This is a genomic window from Armatimonadota bacterium (assembly GCA_025059775.1).
Classification (GTDB): Bacteria; Sysuimicrobiota; Sysuimicrobiia; order Sysuimicrobiales; family Sysuimicrobiaceae; genus Sysuimicrobium.
Window position 1 is genome coordinate 63,693 of record JANXCW010000010.1, and the last position, 22,819, is coordinate 86,511.

General features: G+C 68.8%; 19 protein-coding genes and 1 riboswitch. Of the genes, 9 read left to right on the forward strand and 10 right to left on the reverse strand.

The features are described 5' to 3' along the window. Positions 1-178: 178 nt before the first annotated feature. Both N0A24_08690 and N0A24_08695 read right to left on the reverse strand, forming a co-directional pair. Positions 179-1,414 (reverse strand): class I SAM-dependent rRNA methyltransferase, encoded by a 1,236-nt coding sequence (locus N0A24_08690; protein MCS7173443.1) that lies wholly within the window; start codon positions 1,412-1,414, stop codon positions 179-181. Continuing rightward, on the reverse strand, positions 1,375-2,619 hold the full coding sequence (locus N0A24_08695) for an endonuclease Q family protein (GenBank protein MCS7173444.1): 1,245 nt from the start codon (positions 2,617-2,619) through the stop codon (positions 1,375-1,377). The genes N0A24_08690 and N0A24_08695 overlap by 40 nt, the downstream gene beginning before the upstream one ends. Positions 2,620-2,730: 111 nt before the next feature. Between N0A24_08695 and N0A24_08700 the strand changes: the two genes are divergently transcribed. From N0A24_08700 to N0A24_08720, 5 genes are all read left to right on the forward strand, one after another. After that, a complete protein-coding gene (locus N0A24_08700) occupies positions 2,731-3,762 on the forward strand; it encodes a trypsin-like peptidase domain-containing protein (protein ID MCS7173445.1) in 1,032 nt (343 codons plus the stop codon). Between the two features lie 2 nt (positions 3,763-3,764). Further along, positions 3,765-5,201, forward strand: a complete 1,437-nt coding sequence (locus N0A24_08705; GenBank protein MCS7173446.1) for a lysophospholipase — start codon at positions 3,765-3,767, stop codon at positions 5,199-5,201. A gap of 10 nt (positions 5,202-5,211) precedes the next feature. Next, positions 5,212-5,661 carry a DUF192 domain-containing protein gene (locus N0A24_08710; protein MCS7173447.1) on the forward strand — a complete coding sequence of 150 codons (450 nt, stop codon included), beginning with the start codon at positions 5,212-5,214 and terminating at the stop codon, positions 5,659-5,661. After that, complete coding sequence (locus N0A24_08715; protein ID MCS7173448.1) at positions 5,661-6,095, forward strand: DUF1850 domain-containing protein; 435 nt, start codon at positions 5,661-5,663, stop codon at positions 6,093-6,095. The genes N0A24_08710 and N0A24_08715 overlap by 1 nt, the downstream gene beginning before the upstream one ends. Before the next feature lie 111 nt (positions 6,096-6,206). Continuing rightward, positions 6,207-8,537 (forward strand): sodium-translocating pyrophosphatase, encoded by a 2,331-nt coding sequence (locus tag N0A24_08720; GenBank protein MCS7173449.1) that lies wholly within the window; start codon positions 6,207-6,209, stop codon positions 8,535-8,537. A 10-nt stretch (positions 8,538-8,547) separates the two neighbouring features. On the opposite strand, the gene thiC is transcribed toward N0A24_08720, so the two are convergent. Beyond that, positions 8,548-9,870: a phosphomethylpyrimidine synthase ThiC gene (thiC, locus tag N0A24_08725; GenBank protein ID MCS7173450.1), complete on the reverse strand. Its 1,323-nt coding sequence runs from the start codon at positions 9,868-9,870 to the stop codon at positions 8,548-8,550. A gap of 60 nt (positions 9,871-9,930) precedes the next feature. Beyond that, a riboswitch (TPP riboswitch) is annotated at positions 9,931-10,043 on the reverse strand. Between the two features lie 79 nt (positions 10,044-10,122). Between thiC and N0A24_08730 the strand changes: the two genes are divergently transcribed. Beyond that, on the forward strand, positions 10,123-10,848 hold the full coding sequence (locus tag N0A24_08730) for a YceI family protein (GenBank protein MCS7173451.1): 726 nt from the start codon (positions 10,123-10,125) through the stop codon (positions 10,846-10,848). Here N0A24_08730 and N0A24_08735 read toward each other — a convergent pair. From N0A24_08735 to N0A24_08760, 6 genes are read right to left on the reverse strand one after another with little or no spacing between them, the layout of a single operon-like run. After that, entirely contained in the window at positions 10,763-11,308 is a 546-nt protein-coding gene (locus N0A24_08735) for a DUF488 domain-containing protein (GenBank protein ID MCS7173452.1), read from the reverse strand. The two genes, N0A24_08730 and N0A24_08735, sit on opposite strands and share 86 nt — an antisense overlap. A gap of 3 nt (positions 11,309-11,311) precedes the next feature. Then, a complete protein-coding gene (locus N0A24_08740) occupies positions 11,312-12,109 on the reverse strand; it encodes a metal ABC transporter permease (protein ID MCS7173453.1) in 798 nt (265 codons plus the stop codon). A 1-nt stretch (position 12,110) separates the two neighbouring features. Then, the gene (locus N0A24_08745) at positions 12,111-12,845 is read right to left on the reverse strand and encodes a metal ABC transporter ATP-binding protein (GenBank protein ID MCS7173454.1); all 735 of its coding nucleotides are present in this window, start codon (positions 12,843-12,845) and stop codon (positions 12,111-12,113) included. 10 nt (positions 12,846-12,855) lie between these two features. After that, entirely contained in the window at positions 12,856-13,728 is an 873-nt protein-coding gene (locus N0A24_08750; GenBank protein MCS7173455.1) for a zinc ABC transporter substrate-binding protein, read from the reverse strand. After that, positions 13,716-14,162 (reverse strand): transcriptional repressor, encoded by a 447-nt coding sequence (locus N0A24_08755; GenBank protein ID MCS7173456.1) that lies wholly within the window; start codon positions 14,160-14,162, stop codon positions 13,716-13,718. Before N0A24_08755 ends, N0A24_08750 begins: the two co-directional genes overlap by 13 nt. A 48-nt stretch (positions 14,163-14,210) precedes the next feature. Next, positions 14,211-14,738 carry a MogA/MoaB family molybdenum cofactor biosynthesis protein gene (locus tag N0A24_08760; protein MCS7173457.1) on the reverse strand — a complete coding sequence of 176 codons (528 nt, stop codon included), beginning with the start codon at positions 14,736-14,738 and terminating at the stop codon, positions 14,211-14,213. Positions 14,739-14,773: 35 nt separating this feature from the next. Here N0A24_08760 and N0A24_08765 point away from each other — a divergent pair, with 35 nt between their 5' ends. The 3 genes from N0A24_08765 (at position 14,774) to gltB (ending at position 21,587) form a co-directional block, all read left to right on the forward strand. Beyond that, on the forward strand, positions 14,774-16,441 hold the full coding sequence (locus N0A24_08765) for a GAF domain-containing protein (GenBank protein ID MCS7173458.1): 1,668 nt from the start codon (positions 14,774-14,776) through the stop codon (positions 16,439-16,441). A gap of 38 nt (positions 16,442-16,479) precedes the next feature. Continuing rightward, entirely contained in the window at positions 16,480-17,007 is a 528-nt protein-coding gene (locus N0A24_08770) for a response regulator (GenBank protein MCS7173459.1), read from the forward strand. Positions 17,008-17,153: 146 nt separating this feature from the next. Beyond that, entirely contained in the window at positions 17,154-21,587 is a 4,434-nt protein-coding gene (gltB, locus tag N0A24_08775; GenBank protein MCS7173460.1) for a glutamate synthase large subunit, read from the forward strand. A gap of 8 nt (positions 21,588-21,595) precedes the next feature. On the opposite strand, the gene N0A24_08780 is transcribed toward gltB, so the two are convergent. Further along, on the reverse strand, positions 21,596-22,819 hold the full coding sequence (locus N0A24_08780; GenBank protein ID MCS7173461.1) for an MFS transporter: 1,224 nt from the start codon (positions 22,817-22,819) through the stop codon (positions 21,596-21,598).

Here is a 22,819-nt window from a genome sequence, read left to right on the forward strand (position 1 = left end):
GTCCGTGCGGGCTCAAGGAAGCCAAGTGTGCCGCCGACAACCCAAACCCCTCCCTTTTGGAGATGTGCACCCGTCGCTCCCGGAGAAAACGGCGGGAGGAGGGACTCTCGTTCCCTCCTCCCCGACCACGCAGTGCACCCTCGCATCGGCACCCGGAGGCTCGCTCCTTCCGCCTCCATTATACCGTCTGGAGCACGAAGCATTTGAGGTATCGGGTCTCGGGCATGGCACCCAGCATGGGGTGGTCCCGGGCCTGCCCCCGCAGCTCCAACAGGCGCAACCGCCGCCCCGCGTCCCGGGCTGCCTCCAGGATCACCCCCCACAGCATCCCCTCGTCCACGAAGGAGGAGCAGGAGCAGCTCACCAGGTACCCCCCGGGGCGCAGCAGCTTCAGGGCCCGGAGGTTGATCTCCTTGTAGCCCGCCAGAGCCCGCGGGACCGCCTCCTTCCGGCGGGCGAAGGCAGATGGGTCCAGGATCACGAGGTCGAACCGGGCTCCGTGCTGCTCCAGGGTCCGAAGCGCCTCGAAGGCGTCCGCCACCTCGTACCGGCAACGGCCCAGTACACCGTTGAGCCGGGCGTTCTCCCGGGCGAGGGCCACCGCCTCCTCGCTCACATCCATGCCCAACACCGACCGGGCTCCGTGGAGAGCCGCGTGGATCCCGAAGGCCCCGGTGTACGAGAACACCTCCAAGACCTCCGCGTCCCGGGCGAGGGGGGCACAGCTGAGGCGGTTCTCCCGCTGGTCACAGAACCATCCCGTCTTCTGTCCTTCCGCCACATCTACCAGGAACCGGGCCGGCCCCTCCACGATCTCCACCCGGGTCGAGGTCTCTCCCCGGAGAAAGCCCTGGTGGCGGGGCAGGCCTTCTAGGGACCGCACCCCCGGGTCGTTACGCAGGTACACCGCCCGGGCTCCGGTTCGCTCCAGGAGGAGGTCCGCCAGGAGCTCTTTGCGGGCGTCCATCCCGAAAGCCAAGGTCTGCATGACCAGAAGGTCCCCGTATCGGTCCACGATGAGCCCGGGAAGAAGGTCCCCCTCCGCGTACACCACCCGGTAGGCGGTGGTCTCCCGGACCACCCGCTCCCGCAGCGCCAGGGCCTGGGCGATGCGGCGGGCGAAGAAGGCCGGGCCGATGGGTTCCTCCTCAAAGGTGAGGATGCGGACCCGGATCCTGCTGTGGGGGTTGTAGAACCCGCGGGCGCAGAAGGCACCTCGGGAGGTGAGGACATCCACGATGGCCCCGGGGGCGGGGTTCCCCCGTACCTCCGCCACCTCGCCCTCGTACACCCAGAGATGCCCGGGGAGGATCCGCCGCTCCCGCCCCCGATGGAGGACCACGGTGCCCTCGATGGATTCGGGATCCCGCACGACTAGAAGAGGCTCATCTGCGCGGGCTGTCCCCTTTCCCACCCCTTGGACGCCTCCTCTTCCTCCGCGAACAGGTGGATGCGACCGAACTCCCCGTCGTACCCGGGCTCGATGTACACCTGTCCTGCGCGCATACGCCGGATCCCCTCCACCACCCGGGGCTGCGTGACCCGGCGCAGCTCCTCGAACGGCACATCCGTGAGCACCGCGAACTCCCCTCCGAAGTGCTCCACGAGCTTCCGGTACTCCTCCCGAACCCGTACGGTCCCCGCTCCCTGTCCCAGGGCCTCCGCCAGGATCTCCTCCAGGGGAATGAGGTTGCGGTAGGGAGGTCGCCCGGAAGGAGCCGCGGTTTCCGGTCGGTCCGCCAGGGACTCCACCCGGTGCAGAACCCCCACCGTCACGGGCCGGCCGCACTTCGGGCACCGACCTCCCAGTGCACGGGTCTCCCGGGGGTGAAGCCGCACTCCACAGGCGCGGTGACCGTCGTAGTGGTACTTTCCCTCCTCCGGGAAGAATTCGACGGTGTAGGCCACCCGGCCCGTGCGGATGGCCTGCACGATCCCGTCGTAGCTCAGCTCCGCCTCCAGGGCCGTGGCCTCCCGCCCGAGCTTCGTGGGAGAGTGGGCGTCGCTGAAGGAGACCAGGGTGATCCCGTCGAGCCAGGAGATCCGCCAGTTCATGGGTGGATCGCTCGAGAGTCCCGTCTCGATCGCCCGCACGTGCCGAAGCTGGTCCTGGAAGCACTCTTCCAGGGAATCAAAGCCCGACTGCGATCCGAATACGGAGAACCAGGGGGTCCACGCGTGCGCGGGAATCACGAGACACCGCGGTGAGATCTCCATCACGTACTCCACCAGCTTCGCGCAGCTGAGGGTGAGGGTGGGGCGTCCGTCCGCCCCCAGGTTCCCGAACCGGCCCAGCACCGCGTTGATCCGGTCGCACACCTCGAAGGAAGGGCTCAGGAGGAGGGTGTGCACCTTGCGTAGCCTCCCGTCCTGGGGATAGACGCTGCTCACCTCCACGGTGAGCACGAACCGCGCTCCCTGGTACTCGTACAGACCGTCCTCCGCGGGCCGCAACTTGCTGCGCAGCTCCCGCAGCCACAGGGGGTGCGTGAAGTCGCCCGTGCCCACCACCTGGATTCCCTTGCGCCGGGCCCATAGGCTCAGGTTCTCCACGTCCATGTCCCGGCTGGTGGCCCGGCTGTACTTCGAGTGCAGGTGGAGATCGCACAGGATGGCCATGGCCCCCTCCCTCAAGGTCTTCCCCTTGAGAATACCTCCGGATCGTTCCGGAGGGGGAATTCCCCGGAACGCTTGGGCGTTTGTGGGCTCAGCAGGGGCCAGAGGAGAGCCATGGAGTGGCAGTGGACGGTCGCGGAGAACCAGAGGAGAGAGCCCGACACCCGGCCTGAGCTCCCCACGGAGGAAGAGGTCCTGGACGCGTACTCCCAGGCCGTGGTGCGGGCCGTGGAACGGGTTGGGCCCGCGGTGGTGAGCGTGGGGCTCGTGCGGCGGGCGCCGGAGGCCCTGCGCCGACGGGGTCTTCCCGAGGTGCGGGGGATCGGAAGCGGGGTGGTCCTTACCCCGGACGGGTACGTGCTCACCAATAGCCACGTGGTGCGGGGAGCCGAGAGGATCGAGGTGCGCTTGGTGGACGGTCGGGAGTTCACGGCCCGGACGGTGGGAGAGGACCCGCACACGGATCTCGCGGTGCTGCGGCTGCCGGAAAGCGGGCTTCCCGCCGCGATCCTCGGGGACTCCTCCAAACTCCGGGTGGGGCAGCTGGTGATCGCCATCGGGAATCCCCTGGGGTTTTCCGCTACGGTCACCACGGGTGTGGTGAGTGCCCTGGGCCGTACCCTGAGATCGGAGACGGGCCGGCTCATCGAGAACGTGATCCAGACGGACGCGGCCCTCAACCCCGGGAACTCCGGAGGACCGCTCGTGGACGCCCGGGGAGAGGTGGTGGGGATCAACACCGCGGTGATCGCGGGCTCGCAGGGCCTGTGCTTCGCCATCCCTGTAAACACCGCGAAGTGGGTGGCCGCCCAGCTCATCCGCTACGGGCGGGTGAGGCGGGCGTACCTGGGGATCGCGGCCTCCACGGTCCCCCTGGATCGTGCTTTGGTGACGCGTCACCAACTCGGGGTTTCCACCGCGGTGCGGGTGCTGGAGGTCCAGCCGGGTTCCGCCGCGGAGCGGGCAGGGCTGCGGCCGGGTGATCTGCTGGTGGCCCTGCAGGGCCGGCCCGTGCGCAGTCTGGACGACCTGCAGGCGGTGCTGGGACAGCATCCCCCGGGCGTCCCGCTCGTGGTGCACGGGATCCGGAACGGCCGGCGCTTTGAGCTGGAAGCGGTGCCCGGGGAGCTGGTAGACGAACGGTAGGGATGCCGGTCCTGGGACTCATGCTCGGCTTGGTCCTCACGTTCGGCGGGGTGGCTCGCGAGCGGGTGGAGGTGGCGGGCTTCCCAGAGCCACACACCCCGCCCGCCCTCAACCGGAGCTTGGCCTTCCGGTACGCGGATCCGGACCGCCCGCCCCGGGCGGTCCTGGTGCTGATCCCCGGGCTGAGCGGCGGGGCGGGCTCTCTGAGCCTTCTGGCCCGGGCCTTAGCGGCCCGGGGATCCGTGGAGGTTTGGGTGTGGGAACGTCGCAGCAACCTCCTGGAGGACCATACAGGCCTGCGAGAGGCCCTGCGGACGCAGAACCCCACGTTCGCGGTGGCCTACTACTTCGCACCCGGGTTCGAGTTGAGGAGCCGGCGGTTTGCCGGGCCGGATCCGCAGGCCCTCCGGGCCTTGGCCCATTGGGGCCTGGACGTGCACCTCCGGGACCTGCACGCCCTCCTCGGGGAGATCCGACGCCGACGCCCCGGTGTGCCCACCTTCCTGGGCGGGCACTCCCTCGGAGGGGTGCTCGCGGCCCTGTATGCTGCCTACGACTTCGACACCGAAGCGCATCCGGATCCGGGGCTCCGCCCCGTGCGGGGCCTCGTGTTCCTCGACGGACTCCCGGTCCCCGTGCTCCCGCCGGTGGACGAACGGACGTACCGGAGCGGGTTCACGCTCCCTGGGGTAGGTCGGGTTCCGGGGGTGGAAGGTTTGGTACAGGGACGCGTTCCTCCCTACCTCGCCTTCCCCACCCTCAACCCGTCCCTCACCCGAGCACTCTCCGTGGCCGTGCTCCTCGCACGGTTCCGGCCCCAGGAGCGCTCCGGCCTTCCCATCGCGCCCACCTATCCCATGCCGCTCACCAACGAGGCGGCACTGGGGATGAGCTTGGACGACAACGCGCAGCGGAACTTTGCCCTCCGCTTGCGTCTGGGCCTTCCGGACGGCACCTTTGAGCTCGCCCCGGACCCCTCCGGCCGCAGCCGGGGACTTGTGGTCCTTTCCTCCCTGCGTCCCCACCCAGGCCGGGAGCTGGTGGGGTGGCGCAACGGACCGGAGGTTGGGGAACCCACAGACCTGCGGGAGCTCGCCTCCGCCGCGGTGGACGAGGAAACGGACTTCTCGGAGTGGTATTTCCCCCTTCGGCTGCTCCTGGATGTGGCGGTGGAGGTGCGTATGGAGACTCCGTCCAGAGTTCCCGGCATCGGACGGGTACGCTCGCCGGACACCCTGGATCTGCCCATGCTCTCCGTGGGCGCGGGGCAGGGGCTCCTGCGGCATCCCTGGATGCACTGGCTCTTTCTGCGTCGGACCGCCAGCCGCGACGCCACCGTGCACATCCTGCCGGAGGCCGCCCACCTGGACGTGGTGACCGCCCGGGAGAATCCCGCAGTTCCCCTCCTCCTGCGGTGGATGGAGAACCGGATCCCGTGAGGAGCGCTCCATGCGGTTGTTGACCCTGGTGGTAGTGCTGACCGTGGCGGCGCAGACGGGAGCGGTCCCGGGGTTCAAGCGGGGCGTGGTGACCCTCCTGCAGGGATCCCGGCGCGTGGTGGTGCAGGTGGAGGTGGCAGACACCCCGGAGAGCCGCGCCCGGGGCCTCATGTTCCGCACCCACCTCCCCGAGGATCACGGCATGCTCTTTTTGTTCGAATCCCCGCAGCGCCTCGCCTTCTGGATGAAGAACACCCTGATCCCACTCTCCATCGCCTTCATGGACCCCCGGTGGCGCATCGTGGATATCCAGGATATGGACCTGCCCCGTCCGGGCGGAGAGATCCCCATCTACGTCTCCCGTGCGGAGGCTCAGTACGCCCTCGAGGTAAACCAGGGGTTCTTCGCGCGGCACGGGATCACCGTGGGGGCCCTGGTCCGCTACCGACCGCTGCGCTGATGTCCTGGCTGCTCCTCTTCTTCCTCCTAGCACTCCCCCCCGGGCAGTCCGGGACGCCCCGAGTCCTCCTCTGTCTGAGGGAGTCCCCCTTCTTCGAGCTCCGGTACGTGCACTCCGTGGAGCGGACTCCCGTGATCGAGACCTACCGGGTCCAGGGCGACACCCTCGTGCTCATGGGGATGCGGTTCCGATCCGGGGGGTGGGGACTTCCCTCGGAGGGATATGTCCGGCAGAACGGGTGGTTCGTGGTCTCCGGTCTGCGCCACCCCCTGACTGCCCTCCATCTGCGGATCCTGCGGCTCAATCAATACGTCCTGGTGGCGGAACGCCGGGCGCTGTCCCTCTTTCCGCTCGCGGGCAAGGGAGGGATGCTTGTGCTCTCCGCGGGTCAAGCCCACAACTGCGCCCGCGTTCTCCGGATCGCCCGTGCCTGATCCGCCTGAGGACTGACCCGCACGGCCCGAGTTGGTAAGATAGGGGATGGTCTCCCGGAGGAAGTTCCGGGAGCTGAGAGTCTCCGGTAGGGGAGCTCAGGAGGATTCGAGATGTCCGAGGCCAAGATCGTTCTCCCGCCCTTCTCGGGTACCGAGCTGGCCCTGCTGTGGGCCGTGCTGGGGTCCGCCTTTCTGGCGCTCCTGTACGGAGCCTACCTCCGGGCCCGCGTGCTGCGGGCGGATCCCGGACCGGAGGCCATGGTCTCCGTAGCCCGTGCCATCCAGGAGGGCGCGTACGCGTACCTGAGCCGGCAGTTTCGCACCATGGCGTGGTTCGTCGCGCTCCTCACGGTGGGGCTGTACCTGCTATACCTCCCCCTCTACCGGGACAAGCCCGTCCTGGCGGTGGGCGTGGCGGGTGCATTCCTCATGGGGTGCCTGGCGTCCTACGGGGCGGGCTATGTGGGGATGACCTCCGCGGTCCAGGGCAACGTACGGGTCGCGAACGCCGCCCGCCGGTCGTTCAAGGAGGCCCTGGAGCTGGCGTTCCAGGCGGGCACCATCTCCGGGATGTTCACGGTCGGTCTGGGGCTCCTGGGTGCCGTGATCATCTTCATGCTCTTCCGCGAGGACGCCATGCGGGTCCTCGTGGGGTTCGGGTTCGGCGGGTCGCTCGTGGCCGCCTTCATGCGGGTGGGGGGTGGGATCTACACGAAGGCCGCGGACGTGGGAGCGGATCTCGTGGGGAAGGTGGAAGTCGGGATCCCGGAGGACGACCCCCGCAACGCCGCCGTCATCGCGGACAACGTGGGCGACAACGTGGGCGACTGCGCGGGGATGGCCGCGGACGTCTTCGAGTCCTATGAGGTGACCCTGGTGGCCGCCATCATCCTGGGGGCCGCCACCCTGCTGGATCCCGGGTTCCGGGCTCGGTTTCCGGACGAAGCGACCGCCCAGGCCTTCGCCCTCAAGCTCATCCTCTTTCCCCTCCTGGTGCGGGCCGTGGGTGTGTTTGCCTCCGTGGTGGGTACCTGGGTGGTGCGGGGCTCGGAGGAGGAGGTGGGGGATCCCATGAAGCCCATCAGCCGGGGCTTCTGGACCGCCGCCCTTCTGGCCACCGTAGGGTTCGGGGCCATTACCCACGTGTACTTGGGGGACTGGCGGTTCTTCTGGGCCACCTTCATGGGCATCGTCCTCGCGGTGGTGATCGAGCGCATCACGGACTACTACACGCACACGGATCGGCCTCCCGTTACGGAGATCGCCTACGCCAGCAAGACCGGCTCCGCCACCCTGCTGCTCACGGGGCTGGGACTGGGGATGGAGAGTAGTGTGTGGTCCATCGCGGCCATCGGGGCCACCATCCTGGCTTCCTTCGCCATCTTCGGTGGAGATGTGGCGCTTTCCGCCTATGGGATTGCGCTGGCGGGCCTGGGGCTGTTGACCACCACGGGCTTCATCCTCGCGGAGGATACCTATGGCCCGATTGTGGACAACGCGAACGGGATCTTCGAGATGTCGGGCGTGGAGCGAGGGGATTCGCTGGCGGGCCGGATCGTGGCGCGCCTGGACCAGGTGGGCAACACCACCAAGGCTCTCACTAAGGGGTTCGCCATCGCCACCGCGGTGGTGGCGGCCACGGCCCTGTTCCGCTCCTACATCGATGAGGCGAGGCTTCTGGCGGATCCCGGGGAACTGCAGCGGGCGGTGCAGGCGGGTGGCCAGGGCCTGCTGGCGGCCCTGGAACGGGTCGGGATCCAGGTGAACCTGCCCCTGGTGTTCATCGGGCTGCTGGTGGGCGGGGCGGTACCGTTCCTAGTCTCCGCCTTCCTCGTGCGGGCCGTGGGCCGATCTGCCTTCCAGGTGGTGGAGGAGGTGCGCCGGCAGTTCCGGGAGATCCCGGGCCTGCTGGAAGGGCGGGCCCGGCCGGAGTACTCCCGGTGCGTGGACATCGTAACTGCCGCGGCCCAGCGGGAGCTCCTGCCCAGCGCTCTCGTGGCCATTTCGGCTCCCGTGCTGGTGGGGTTCGGGCTGGGTGCCGGGGCTTTGGGGGGGTATCTCGCGGGCGCCATCCTCACCGCGCAGCTCCTGGCGGTGTTCATGGCGAACACCGGGGGGGCCTGGGACAACGCGAAGAAGAAGATCGAGGACGGGTATCTGGGCGGAAAGGGTACGGAGTACCATAAGGCCGCGGTGGTGGGAGATACCGTGGGGGACCCTCTCAAGGACACCGCGGGTCCGGCCCTCAACCCCATCATCAAGGTGATGAACCTAGTGGCCATCCTCATTGCTCCCCTGGTGATCCAGGATCTTCCCGTGGTGGCCCGGGGCGTGGTGGTGGCGGTCGCGCTCGTGGTGATCGCGCTTGCGGTGTGGATGAGCAAGCGGGGTGCCCTCGTGCCGCGGCCAGGCGCGGTTCCCGTGCCGGAGCCGGGGAAGTGATCCGCGAGCTCTAGGGGCTCCCGACCGTGGAGGGTTCGGTCGACCGGACCCGCCGGGCCATGTGCTCCACCAGGTTCATAGGGCAGAACGGACCGCACATGGAGCAGGACCGGGTGGCGGACTTCCTGGCCTCGAAGATCCCCCGGGCCACCTCCGGATACAGGGCCAGCTGAAATTGCGTCTCCCAGTCCAGCCGGTAGCGGGCCTCTGACATGCGGCGGTTGCGCTCCAGAGCCCGCCGGTTTCCCCGTGCCACGTCCGCCGCATGCGCGGCGATCTTGAAGGCCACCACGCCCTCGTAGACCTGCTGGGGCGTGGGCAGAGCCAGGTGTTCTGCGGGCGTGAGGTAGCACAGCATATCCACCCCGTACATCCCAGCCACCGCGCCCCCGATGGCGCCCGCGATGTGATCGAAGCCCGCCGCGGTATCCACGGGGAGCATGCCGAGCACGTAGAAGGGGGCTTCCCGGCACAGCTTCTTTTCCAGCTGCACGTTGGTGGCGATCTCGTTGAGGGGTACGTGTCCAGGGCCTTCCACCATGGTCTGAACCCCCGCCCGTCGGGCCCGCTCCACGAGCTCTCCGAGCACCACCAGCTCTTCCACCTGCGGACGGTCCAGGTCGTCCGCGAGGCACCCGGGGCGCAGGCCATCTCCCAGACTCAGGGTCATGTCATACTCCCGGGCGATCTCCAGGAGCCGGTCGAATTCCTGGTAGAGGGGGTTCTCCGCGTGGTTGTGAAGCATCCAGGCGGCCAGCAGCCCCCCGCCCCGGGAGACGATTCCCGTGACCCGCTCCGTGCGGAGGTAGTGCTCCAGGGCGTGGCGGGTTACCCCGCAGTGCACCGTGATGAAGTCCACCCCCTCCCGGCCGTGGCGCTCGACGGTGGCGAAGAGGTCGTCCACCGTCATGTGGAAGAAGGACCCCCGCTTGCGGGCCGCCTCGAACTCCGCCTCGTAGATGGGGACCGTGCCGAGGGGTACTGGACAGCGCTCCAGGACGGCACGGCGGATGGCGGGGAGGTCTCCTCCCGTGGATAGGTCCATGATGGTGTCGGCTCCGGCCGTAAGGGCGAGCCGCAGCTTCTCCAGTTCCTCTTCGAGGTCTACGGAATCGTAGGAGGTCCCGAGATTGGCGTTGACCTTTACGGAGAGGTCCTTGCCGATCCCCGTGTAGCGGGTCAGGGTTCCGTGGTGGGGATTTGCGGGGATAACCACCACCCCTGCCGCCACCTTCTCCCGGATCTCCTCCGGCGAAACCCCTTCCACCTCAGCCACGTAGGCCATGGCATCTGTGATCTTCCCCCGGCGGGCGAGCTCCATCTGGGTCGCCATACCACACCTCCTGCGCGGCAATGGAAGGACCGGGAGGGGAAAGGGAAGAGGGCCTTCGTCGAGGAACTCCAGGACCGTTCCCTCCGCCGGTATTATCCGGATCAGGTTCCAGGGGTCGGCCCCGCACCAGGAGCCCTCTCAGCCCGGTTGCCCGGGCTCCCCCAGGTCCTTCACCGGCTACCTTACGCCTCCGCCCGAGGGGGTGTCAACACGGTGACACGGCCGATACAGAGAACGGGTACCCGTGGGGACGTGCGGAGAGGAATTCGGGCGGGTCTGGCGGCCCTCCTGGTGGCAGCGACCCTGATCGTTGCCCGCGCCCAGCCCCTTCCCACGGAGTGGTTCGTGCTGGTCCCCGAGGCCTCCTCCATCACCTTCCTCGTGCGGGATAACCGGGGCGGGTTTTGGGGGTACGCCCGGGAGATGGAGGGCGGGGCCTGGGTGCGGCAGACGGAGGGGTTCGCCTATGCGGCGGAGCTCGACGTGCGGGTGCCGACCCGTTCCCTCACCACGGGACTCGGGCTACGGGACACGCAGATGCATCGATCACACCTGCATACGGATCGGTATCCGGTGATCGCCTTCACCGGGACGACCGTGGCGGAACGGGTGCGGGTCGCCTCGGAGTTCATCGCGGAGGTCCAAGGTACGCTCCTGTTGCACGGCGTTCAGGGCAAGCTCTTGTTTCCGGCCCGCATCATTCCGTACCCGGATGGGTTCCGCGGCCGGGCGGAGCTCATCATCCGCATGAGCGAGTACGGGATCCCCATCCCGCGGTTTTTCCTCTTCGTGGCAGAGGATCCGGTGCGGGTTACGGTGGATCTCTTCTTCCGGACCGCGCGCCCGTGGTCTCTCCCCCCAGGCCGGAACCTCCTTGGAACGGAGCGAACACTTAGTCGAGCGCAGGATAGAGAATCCGGGTCCCCTCCACCCGGGCGAACCGCGGGAGCCGGTGTGGCGCACAGCCACGGTCCGTGATGTGGCGGACGTTCCAGCCGCGGACCAGGAAGGCGTCGCTCAGCAGCTGCCGGTGACACCGCCACGGGCTGGCCTCCGCGCACATAAGGACCATCCGGTGCATCGCGGCCAGGGCCTCCAGTTCCCGGAGGATGTGCGCGAACACCTCCGTGAGCATGAAGTCCGCGTAGGCCCGAAAGGCCCCCACCCTCCAGCCCGTGTTGGGGCTTCCGGGCTGTGGCGTGCGGTAGCCGCCCAGGTCCCCGCGCCACACGTACCCTATGCCTCGGTTCCGCAGGGCCTCCGAGAGGGCCTCCCTCCGGAAGTAGGGAAAGCGGCGGGAGGTGGGCCACCGGCGCACGTCCACCAAAATCTCGATCCGATGGGCCTCCAAGAGGTCCAGGAAGCCTTCGAGGGGGCGGGTGGAGTGGCCGATGGTGTGCACGGTGCGAGGGAGTTCGCAGCCAGCCGGAGCACGCATGCGCTACCCGCGGATCCGGAGGGTACTCCCCGCGAACACCGCGAGGGCGGTCAGCACCACGGCACCGCTGGGCGCGATGTTCAGGTAGAAGCTCGCCGTGAGCCCTACCAGCACGGAGAGAAGCCCGAAGAGCACCGCAAGCCCCAACATACCCCGGAAGCTGCGGGCCACCTGTATGGCCGAGAGGCTCGGCAGGACCAACAGGGCACCCGTCAGGAGGATTCCCACCACCCGCGTGGCTGCCACCACGGTGACGGCCACGAGCAGGGTGAAGAGGAGGTTAAGGGCGTCCACCGCGATCCCCTGCGTGCGACTTGCCTCCTCATCCAGGGTGATGGCCAGGAGCTCCTTGTACAGGGTTCCCACGGTCCCCGCCACGATCCCCCCGAGGGGTACCAGGAGCCAGAGATCCCGGGGCTGGACCGCGGTGAGGGCGCCGAAGAGGTACACGAAGAGGTCCGGGCTAAACCCCCGACCCAGGCTGAGGAGCACCACCGCCACCGCGTACCCCCCGGAGAGGAACACCGCCAGGGCCGCTTCTCCCGGAATCTGTCTCCGGGCGCGCAGCCGCTCGATCCCTCCCGCAGCCAGGAGAGCGGCCCCGAGAGCTCCCCACAGGGGATCGGCACCCAGGAGGAGAGCCAGGGCGATGCCCGCGAGGGCGGTGTGGGAAAGGGTGTCCGCGATGAGGCTCAGTCGTCGCAGTACCAGGAACACGCCCATCATCGGCGCCACCACACCCACCACCGCGCCCGCGGCGAGCGCCCGCTGCATGAATCCATAGCTCAGGATCTCGGGCATCCTAATGCCGGTGCGCCACGAGCCAGCTTCCCGCCGGGTACAGCCGTTCCAGGGCCCCGGAGCGGAGGGCTTCCTGGGGGCTTCCGTGGAAGAAGAGACGACGGTTCAGGCACGCGAGCTGCGTGACCTCCCGGGCCACCACCCCGATGTCGTGGGAGACGAGCACCAGGGTGACGCCTTCCCCGTTGAGCCGGTGGAGAAGCCCGTAGAACTGCTCCTGGGCCTCCACGTCCACTCCTACGGTGGGTTCGTCCAGGATCAGCAGTTCCGGCTCCGTGGCAAGGGCCCGGGCGATCTGCACCCGCTGCTGCTGGCCCGCGGAGAGCCGGGCCACGGGCCGGTCCCGGTACCGCTCCATCCCTACGGTCAGCAGGGCCCGCTCCGCGGCCTCCCTGTCCGCCCTCGTGAACCGCCGCCCGAGCCCCACACGCCCTATCCGGCCGCTCAGCACCACCTCCAGCACCGTGGCGGGCAGGCGCGCTTCGTAGGGTACGGACCGCTGGGGCACGTACCCGATGCGATGCCAGCTCCGGAAGGAGCGGAGATCCTCCCCGAACAGGCGCACGAGTCCGCGGCTGGGAGATACCAGTCCCAGCATCACCCGCAGCAGGGTGGTCTTGCCCGCGCCGTTCGGGCCGATGATCCCCAGGAAGTCACCCCGGTGCACCACCAGGTCCACGTCCTCCAGGATTCGCTCACCGTCCCGTTCCACACACACCTGGTGGAGTTCCACCACCACAGATCTTCTAGCGGCATCCCAGTCCATGGGCGAGGTTCCGGAGGTTCTCCTCCATCACGGTGAAGTACGTATGTCCCCGGGCCAGGTCTTCCGGCCGCAGGCTCTCCAGGGAATGCAGTACCGCGGTGCGCACACCCACCTCGCGGGCGATGGCTTCCGCCACCCGGGCGTTCGTGGGTGATTCGAAGTAGATCACCTGCACGCGGTGCAGACGGGCAAGACGCACCACCTCCCGGAGTTTCGCGCTCGAGGGTTCCACCTCCGGGGAGAGTCCTGCGATGGAGATCATCTGGAGCCCGTACCGCCGCGCGAGGTATCCGAAGGCCGCGTGCGCGGTGATGAAGACCCGGGTGCGGCACCGTCTCAGGCGCTCCTGAAACCTCCTGTGGAGGGCGGTGAGTTCCGCCTGCAGGGCCTGGGCGTTCCGGTGGTAAACCCACACCCCTCCGGGATCCACCCGGGAAAGGGCTGCCCGGATGCGCTCCACCTGGCGCAGCGCCAGCACGGGATCCAACCATACGTGTGGATCCGCCTGCCCAGCACCGGTGCGAAGCAAGGGCAGCCCTTCCGTGGTGTTCACGAGGAGGGTGTGTCCGGAGAGCTCGTGGCGGAGCTTTTCCACCCACGGCTCCAGTCCCGCCCCATTGTAGAGGAGCAGGCTGGCCCGGCGGAGGGTGAGCACATCCCGGGGAGTCGGCTCGTAGTGGTGCACCTCCGCTCCCGGAGGCACCAGCTGCCGTACCTCTACCCGATCTCCTCCAACCCGGCGGGTGAACTCGAAGAGGGGATAAAAGGAGGCCACCACCAGAACCCCCGGTGGGCTCCCCGGTGCCCCGGGCACGCCGAGGAGGAGCAGCAGGACCAACGCTATGCCTCGCATGGGGGCTCTTTGTGGACCTGGCATCGCGCACAGTAGCCCACGAGCTCCAGCCGGTGCCCGGTAACCCGAAACCCGCGGGTCCGGGCGGCCCGCGCCAGCGTGGTCACGTTGCACCCCTCAAAGGGCTCCAGCCGCCCACACCGCAGGCAGATGAGGTGATGGTGGTGCGGGCGGGCGAGCTCGTACCGGGTTCGGCCGTCTCCCAGGTACAGGACCTCTACGAGTCCCTGGGCCTGAAGCAGGTCCAGGGCTCGATACACGGTGACCCGGCCGATCCGGGGCAGGAACTGGCGGGCGCGGGCGTGAATGGCGTCCACGTCCTGGGCGCAGCCTAGCTCCTCCAGGGCCCGCAGGACGGCCCGGCGCTGGGGAGTCAGGCGGTGGGAAGGCCGGTTCCGCATGGTGGGCAATTTGAAATCGAATTTCAGTTTCAATTATACGGGCAAGCCCCTCCGCGTCAACACCGCATCCGGGGTCGCCGCTCAGCGGGGGCTCGGGGACCGACGGGCCTCCCGCACCAAGTGCCCCAGCTCCGGCAGGACGAGCTTCTCCATGGCCAGCCGTACCCCGTGCGGGGAGCCGGGCATGCTCAGGATCACCTTTCCCCGGTAGACCCCCCCGATGGCCCGGCTCAGCATGGCGGCGGCCCCCACCTCCTGGTAGGAGAGCATGCGGAACAGCTCCCCGAATCCATCCAGGCGCTTCTCGAGGAGCGCTTCCACCACCTCGTACGTCACGTCACGCGGGGCGATCCCGGTCCCGCCCGTGGTGAGAATGGCCTCCACCTGAGGATCCTGGACCGCTTGCTCCACCCAGTCGCGGATGGCCTCCGGCTCGTCGCGGACGATCCCTCTCCGCACCACCCGGTGCCCGCGGGCGGTCAGCAGCTCCACGAGGAGGTTGCCGCCCGTGTCCGTCTCCGGAGTTCGGGTGTCGCTGATGGTGAGGACCGCACACCCCACGCTCGTGGGCGCGGTCCCCCGATGCTGCTGTGCACTGGGGGACGCCATCGCCCCCATTATGGCACGTGCTTGGCGGCCGAAGGATGTGGTCCTACAATCCCCTTGGAATGACCCCCACGGAGCTCCAGCAGCGGCTGCAGCGCAAGGCGGCAGAGATCGCCGCTTTGCGGGAGATCGGCCGGGCCATCAGCCAGGCCCTGGATCTGGACTCCACCCTAGCCCTGATCACCCGCAAGACCGCGGAAGTGATGGGCATGGATTCTTGCTCCCTTTACCTGCTGGATCCCCAGCGGGAGTATCTGGTGCTGAAGGCCACCACGGGGCTTGCGCCGGATGCGGTGGGCCGGGCCCGGCTGCGCCTGGGGGAAGGACTCACGGGGTGGGCGGCCAAGCACGGGCAGCCCGCCTGGAGCAGCCACGCGGCCCGGGACCCCCGATTCGTTCTCCTCCCGGAGACCCAGGAGTACCGGTTCCGATCCCTGCTGGCGGTGCCCCTCACGGTGGGGGGTCGGATCCTGGGAGCCATGAACGTCCAGACCCGGGCCGAGCACGAGTTCCGGGAGGAGGAGATCGAACTCCTGAGCCTCATCGCGGACCTGGCGGGCGGTGCCATCGAGAAGGCGCAGCTCTACGACCACATGCGCCGGCAGCTCCACGAGCTGCGCACCCTGGCGGAGCTCAGCCAGACCCTGGCCTCCCCCCTCTACCTGGAGCAGGTGCTGCAGGTGATCGTGGAGATGGCCGCCCGCATGCTGGACGCGCGACTGGTGAGCCTGCTGCTGCTCGATGAGGAGTCCGGAGCGCTCCGGCGGGCCGCGGCCCATCCCCCGGACGGCCGCTACACGGACCGGGACCCTATTCCCCTCGGGGAGGGGATTGCGGGCCGGGTGGCGGCTACTGGGGAGGTGGAGGTGATCCGGGATCTCGTGCAGGACCCCCGGTTCTACGACCCCCAGCTGGCCCGGGAGCAGGGGCTGCGCTCTATGGTGTGCGTTCCCCTCCGGGTCCGGGATCGCACCATCGGGGTGCTGAACTGCTACCGAGGGCAGCCACACGCCTTCTCTTCGGGGGACGTGAACCTCCTCACCGCCCTGGCCACCCAAACCGCCCTCGCCATCGAGAACGCGCATCTTGTGATGCGGTCCGCGGTGGTGCGGGAGATGCACCACCGGGTGAAAAATAACCTCCAGACCATCGCCATGCTCCTGCGGCTGCAGTTGAGCGGGGATCCGGATCCCCGGGTACGGGAGGTGCTCACGGAGACCATTAACCGGGTCCTGGGGATCGCCGCGGTACACGAGATCCTCTCCCTGGAGGGCTTCCGCACCGTGAACCTGCGGGAGGTCCTGGACCGGGTGACCCGTGCGGTGGTAGCAAACATGTGCCCCCCCCACCTCGTCCTGGAGGTCTCCGTGGAGGGGGAGGACGTGTACTTCCCCTCTCAGCCCGCCACCGCCGCGGCCCTGGTGGTCACAGAGCTGGTGCAGAACGCGCTGGAACATGCCTTCCGGAACCGAAGCCGCGGTCGCCTCACCCTGCGCCTCGGCCAGACCTCCACCCACGTGCTCCTCGAGGTGGCGGACGACGGCCAAGGCCTGCCCCCGGGCTTTGATCCCCGGGCCTCCAGCGAGCTCGGGCTGCGCATCGCCAGCACCTTGGTCCAGGAGGATCTGCGCGGGGAGCTGCGGGCGGAGAACCGGGAAGGCGCGGTGTTCCTCGTGCGCATTCCCCGGGAGGTGTTGGGCGCGTGATCCGCATCGTGATCGCGGACGACGAATCCCTCATCCGCATGGGGCTGCGGTCCATGTTGGAAGAAAAAGGCTACCGGGTGGTGGGGGAGGCCTCCGACGGACGCCGTGCCGTGGAGCTGGTGCGCAAGCTGCGTCCGGATCTGGTGATCCTCGACATCAAGATGCCGGAGATGGACGGCCTCCAGGCAGCCCAGAAAATCCAGGAGCTCTGTCCTACCCCGGTGGTGATGCTCACCGCCTACAGCGAGCGGGAACTGGTGCGCCGGGCCCAGACCGCAGGGGTTCTGGGATACCTCGTGAAGCCCATTAAGGAGGAGGACCTGGTACCTACCCTCGAGGTGGCCCTCGCCCGGTTCCGGGACCTGCGGGAGCGGGAAAGCCGCATCGTGGAACTGCAGCAGACCCTGGAGGACCGCAAGGTCGTGGAGCGGGCCAAGGGGGTGCTCATGCGCCGGGAGGGCCTTACGGAGGAGGAGGCGTACCGCCGGATCCAGCAGGAGGCCCGGCGCACCCGGCGTCCCATGCGGGCGGTGGCGGAGGCCATCCTGGCTCAGGAGCCACCTTGATTAACAAGATTTATCACAGACTTCCTTGACATTCCGGCCCGGGAACTGTTACCTAAAGGGCAACTGTAGGTGCTGTGGGCCCGAGGGGACGTGCTTCGGCCCTCTCGGGCTTTCCCATATTTCGCAGGACGGAGCCAGCGACCGCGATGTCGTGGACGGACCACTCGAACCTGGGAACGCTGCTCCTCGGGGAGCGGGACGCCTGCGGGGTGGGTTTTGTAGCCCGCACGGATGGAGCCGCCTCGCATGGGGTTCTTCGCCTGGCTCTACAGGCCCTGCGGAACCTGACCCATCGGGGGGCCCAGGCCGCGGATGGCCGGACGGGCGACGGGGCCGGCATCCTCACGCAGATTCCCCAGGGGATGTTCCGCCGGATCCTGCACGAGATGGGGATCCGTGGGGAAGTGCCTGCCTTCGCGGTGGGGATGTTCTTCTTCCCCCGGGATCCCCGGGTGCGGGAGACGTGCCGCCGGGCCTGCGAGGCGGAGTTCGCGGCCCTGGACGTGTCGCTCCTGGGCTGGCGCAGGGTCCCCGTGCAGCCCAAGGCTCTGGGGGAATACGCGCTCGCCACCCTGCCGTGGATTGAACAGGCGCTCCTGCGCAGGCCTGATGGCCTGGAGGAGGAGGCGTTTGAGCGGCTCCTGTACCGGCTGCGCCGGCGGATCGAGCGGCACGTGGTGCCCCTGGGGGCCTACATTCCCTCCCTCTCGTGCCGCACCATCGTGTACAAGGCCCTGGTGAGCGCGCCGCAGCTGGAGCAGTTCTACCTGGATCTGCAGGACCCGGACTTCTCCGTGCAGGCCGCGGTCTTCCACCAGCGCTACAGCACGAACACCAACCCCTCCTGGCCTCTCGCGCAGCCCTTCCGGCTGCTGGCGCACAACGGAGAGATCAACACCCTGCTGGGCAATATCCACTGGATGCGGGCCCGGGAACCGGAACTCCGGAGTCCCCTGTGGGGCGAGGCCATCACCGAGCTCCTCCCCGTCATCCAGCCCGGCGGCAGCGACAGCGCCATGCTGGACAACGCGGCGGAGCTGCTGCGCCACAGCGGCCGGGACCTCCTCCACGTCCTCCGGATGCTGGTGCCGGAGGCGTGGGAGAAGGACCCCGAGTTGTCTCCCGAGGTCCGGGGCTTCTACCGGTATCATGCCTGTCTTGTGGAGCCCTGGGACGGCCCCGCGGCCCTGGCTTTCTTCGACGGGCAGGTGATCGGGATGGCCCTGGATCGCAACGGCCTGCGGCCCGCCCGGTACACCATCACCCGGGACGGACTGGTGATCGCGGGAAGCGAAGTGGGGGTTCTCCCCCTGGCGGCCGGACGGATCCTGGAGCGGGGCCGCCTCGGCCCGGGCCAGATGATCGCCGTGGACCTCCGCGCGGGCGCGGTTTACCACCACGCGGAAATCCTTCAGAAGCTGAGCCGTCGCCGTCCGTACGCGGTGTGGGCCCAGCGGATCCAGGAAGCAGGCAAGGCCCCGGTGCTCTCCGCGGCCTCGGGGGATGGCGAGGCGTTCCTGCATGCCCTGCACCTCGCCTTCGGGTATACCAAGGAGGACGTGCAGCGGGTGTTGGGTACCATGGCCGTGGAGGGAAAGGACGCGGTGGGTTCCATGGGCGATGATACCCCGCCCAGCGCCCTTTCGCATCATCCCCGGCTCCTGTATCAGTTCTTCCGGCAGCGCTTCGCACAGGTCACCAACCCGCCCATCGACTCCCTGCGGGAGCACACGGTGATGTCCCTGGACGTGCTCCTGGGGCCGCGGCGTTCCCTGCTGGAGGAGACCCCGGAGCACGCGGACCTGGTGCATCTCCGGAGCCCCATCCTTACCCCGGAGGAGTTCCAGTGGCTGTTGAGCCCCGCCTGCCCCTTCCGAACAGTACGGCTTGAGGCCCTGTTCGATCCCCGGGGCGGAGCCCAGTCACTCAGGGAAGCCCTGGAAGGGTTGATGGAGCAGGCCGCGGGAGCCGTGCGGGAGGGGGCGGGGATCCTGGTGCTCAGCGACCGGGACGTCGGCCCGGACCGGGCCCCCATTCCCATGCTGCTCGCGGTGGGCGCGGTGCACCACCACCTGATCCGGGAGGGCCTGCGCATGCGGGTGGGGCTGGTGGTGGAGACCGGGGAGGCCCGGGAAGTGCACCATGTGTGCTGTCTGGTGGGCTACGGAGCGGAGGCCGTCTTCCCGTACCTAGCCCTGGAGACCGCGGACCGGTTGCACCCGGAGGGGAGTGCGAAGCTCCGCAAGGCCCTGGAAGCGGGAATTCTGAAGGTCATGGCCAAGATGGGCATCGCGCCCTTTGCGGCGTACTGCGGGGCCCAGATCTTCGAGGTCATCGGACTCGACGAGGAGCTGGTGGCCCGGTACTTCACCGGCACTCCGGTGCACGCGCCTGGAGTGGGATTGGAAGCCATCGCGCAGGACGTCCTGCGGCGCCATGCGGCATACTGCCATGCCCGGGAGCATTCCGACCTTCCGGACATCGGGTTCTACCGGTACCGGCACGGTGGAGAGGCCCACGGGTATGAGCCCGCGGTGGTGAAGGCCATCCACCGGGTGAGCCAGACCGGCCGCCAGGAGGACTTCCGGACTCTCGTGGAGACCGCGACCCTGCGACCGCTCCAGGCCCTGCGGGATCTGCTGGAGATCGTGCCCGCGGGGCCCCCGGTGCCCCTCGAGGAGGTGGAGCCTGCGGAAGCCATCCTGCGGCGGTTCGTGATCTCCGCTATGTCCCACGGAGCGCTTTCCCGGGAGGCGCACGAGACCCTCGCCATTGCCGCGAACCGTCTTGGGATGCGCAGCAACAGCGGCGAGGGTGGGGAGGACCCGGAGCGCCGCAGGCGTCGCCCCAGCGGCGACTGGCCCAACACCACCATCAAGCAGGTCGCGAGTGGCCGGTTCGGAGTCACGGCAGGGTACCTGCGCTCCGCGGTGGAGCTGGAGATTAAGATGGCCCAGGGCAGCAAGCCCGGGGAGGGCGGACAGCTCCTGGGCCACAAGGTGACGGAGGAGATCGCCCGGCTGCGCAAGACCCAGCCCGGCACCACCCTCATCTCCCCGCCGCCCCACCACGACATCTACAGCATCGAGGACCTAGCCCAGCTCATCTACGACCTCAAGCAGGTCCACCCGGAAGCCTATGTGGCCGTGAAGCTGGTAGCCACCACGGGCGTGGGCACCATCGCTTCTGGCGTGGCCAAGGGATACGCGGACGTGATCCAGATCAGTGGGCACGAGGGCGGAACCGGAGCTTCTCCGCTCGACTCCATCAAAAACGCGGGGATGCCGTGGGAAGTGGGACTCGCGGAGACACGGATTGCGCTCGTGCGCAACAACCTGCGGGACCGGGTTCGGATCCGTGTGGACGGCGGATTCAAGGTGGGGCGGGACGTGATCCTGGCGGCCCTGCTGGGTGCGGACGAGTACGGGTTCGGGACCACGGCCCTGGTGGCCCTGGGGTGCGTGATGGCCCGGCAGTGCCACGCCAACACCTGCCCCGTGGGCATCGCCACCCAGCGGGAGGATCTCCGGGCCAAGTTCCCCGGTACCCCGGAGCGGGTGGAGGCCTTCTTCCGAGCCCTGGCAGAGGACGTGCGCGGTTGGCTTGCACGGCTCGGGGTCCGTAGCCTCGAGGAGATCATCGGCCGGGTGGACCTGCTGCGGGTACGGGAGGACGTGCCGCTGCCGAAGTCCGAGCGGTTGGATCTCTCCAGGCTCCTGGAGCCCGCGGGAGGGCCCGCCCGGGGCGGCTGGAACCCGCCCCTCCGGGTGGAGGGGACGCTCAATCAGCGCCTGGTGCAGCAGTATCGGGACACCATCGAACGCGGCACCCCGGCCACCGGCCATCACCCCATCACCAACCGGGACCGCACCGTGGGAGCCACCCTGGCTGGCGAGATCGCGGCCCGGTGGGGAGAGGATGGGCTGCCGGATGGCACCCTGCGGCTGGAGTTCGAGGGGGCCGCGGGGCAGAGTTTTGGAGCCTTCCTCGTTCCCGGGATGCACTTCCGCCTCGTCGGCGAGGCCAACGACTACGTAGGCAAGGGGATGAGCGGCGGAGAGATCGTGCTGGTGCCCCCGCCGGAGCTGCGGCGGGAGAGCCATCGGCACGTGATCCTGGGGAACACCGCCCTCTACGGCGCCACAGGCGGGGTGCTGTTCGCGGCCGGACGGGCCGGGGAACGGTTCGCGGTGCGCAACAGCGGGGCCGTAGCGGTGGTGGAAGGTGCAGGCGACCACTGCTGCGAGTACATGACGGGCGGGATGGTGGTGGTGCTCGGGCCTGTGGGGAGGAACTTCGGGGCGGGCATGACGGGCGGGAAGGCCTTCGTGCTGATGGACCGCCGGGTCCTGGAACGCCGCATCAACCCGGAGTTCGTGGAGGTCGGACAGCTCGTGGAGGGGGAGGCGGAGGAGCTGCACCGGCTGTTGGTACGGTACTACGAGGCCACCTACAGCGCGCGGGCCCAGTGGTTGCTCCAGCGGCGGCAAGCGTGGCCCGAGCTGATCTGGGGCGTGCGTCCCAGGGTCACAGAGGCGGCCAAGGCCCCGGTCCCGGTGGTCCGGCGGCGGGTGGGGTAGTTCCCATTTTATTCCCGCCAGAGGACCCGAAACACGAGGAGGGCGCCGCCCAAAAGCCCCGCAGAGCAGAGGGGGACGAGGCGAAGTCCTAGATCCTCTCCCGGCGCGTATCCCAGGGAGAGCAGAAGGCCGCTGAGGGCCGCGGCTATGGCGTTGGCCAGGTTCAACGTCACCCCCTGGAGGGCGAAGTGCAGGGCCTCGTGCCCCCCGTTCCCCGCGGCGATCTCCGCCAGTACCGCGTTGGGCAGGGCATACAGCCCCGCGAGCGGAAGCCCCGCGAGGGCGATGAGGGCGTATCCATGCCACAGGGGGGGGATCCCGGGTACGAGGCCAATGAGGGAGACCAGCGGCAGCAGGGGCACCGCCACGGCCAGCACCCGTCTTAAAGCCCGTCGGGGGCCGAGTCGCTTTCCCCACGTCAGGATCACGGGGAGTCCGCAGAGGGTCGAGAGAAGTGCGAGGCTGAGAACCCTCCCCACGGCCTCCAGGGCCACGCCCATGAGCACGGTGGCGAAGAACACCAGGACCGGCGGGAGGAGGCTGAGCCCCACCCAGGCAAGCCCTAGGCTCAGCAAGTACGCCCGGAGCTGCGGTCGGCCCAGGACCTCAGCCAGGGTGCGGTTGAGGGGCTCCGGACCTCCTTGCCCTCCTTCCTGTACCGCGAGGCTCGCGGCCCACAGGAGCAGCACCGCGGCCCCCGCGAACGCCCCACCCATGGCGGGAAAGCCAGAGCCGTGCACCAGCCACGCGGAGAGGGTGTAGGCGATGCCCGTGCCCACCACATTCCCCGCCGCCTGTGCCACCGCGGCTAAGACGCGCTCCCTGCCGGGCCAGAACTCCGTCAGCATGGCAAGGTAGGGGTTCACCACCAGAGAGAACAGGAAGAAAAAGCTGCAGAGCAGTCCCGCCAGGGAGATGAACGGCTGCCCGGGAGACGGCATCCACACCAGCGCGAAGGTCAGAGCCAGCAGCGGCGCCCCGCCTACCACGAACGGGCGCCGACGGCCCCACGGGGACCTGAGGCGGTCGCTCCAGGAAGCCACCAGCGGCTCTGCCACCGCGTTCGTGAGACGGCCCAGGGCCAGGGCCAACCCCACCTGCCCCGGGGGCAGGAGGCGGTCCCCCGTGGGCGGTGCGTAGAAGGGGTAGACCCAGAGGACCAGGGTTTGGAGGAGCAGGGAGGCTCCGAGACCTCCCAGGGCATACAGTCCGGGTCGTGCCCGCCCCGCCAC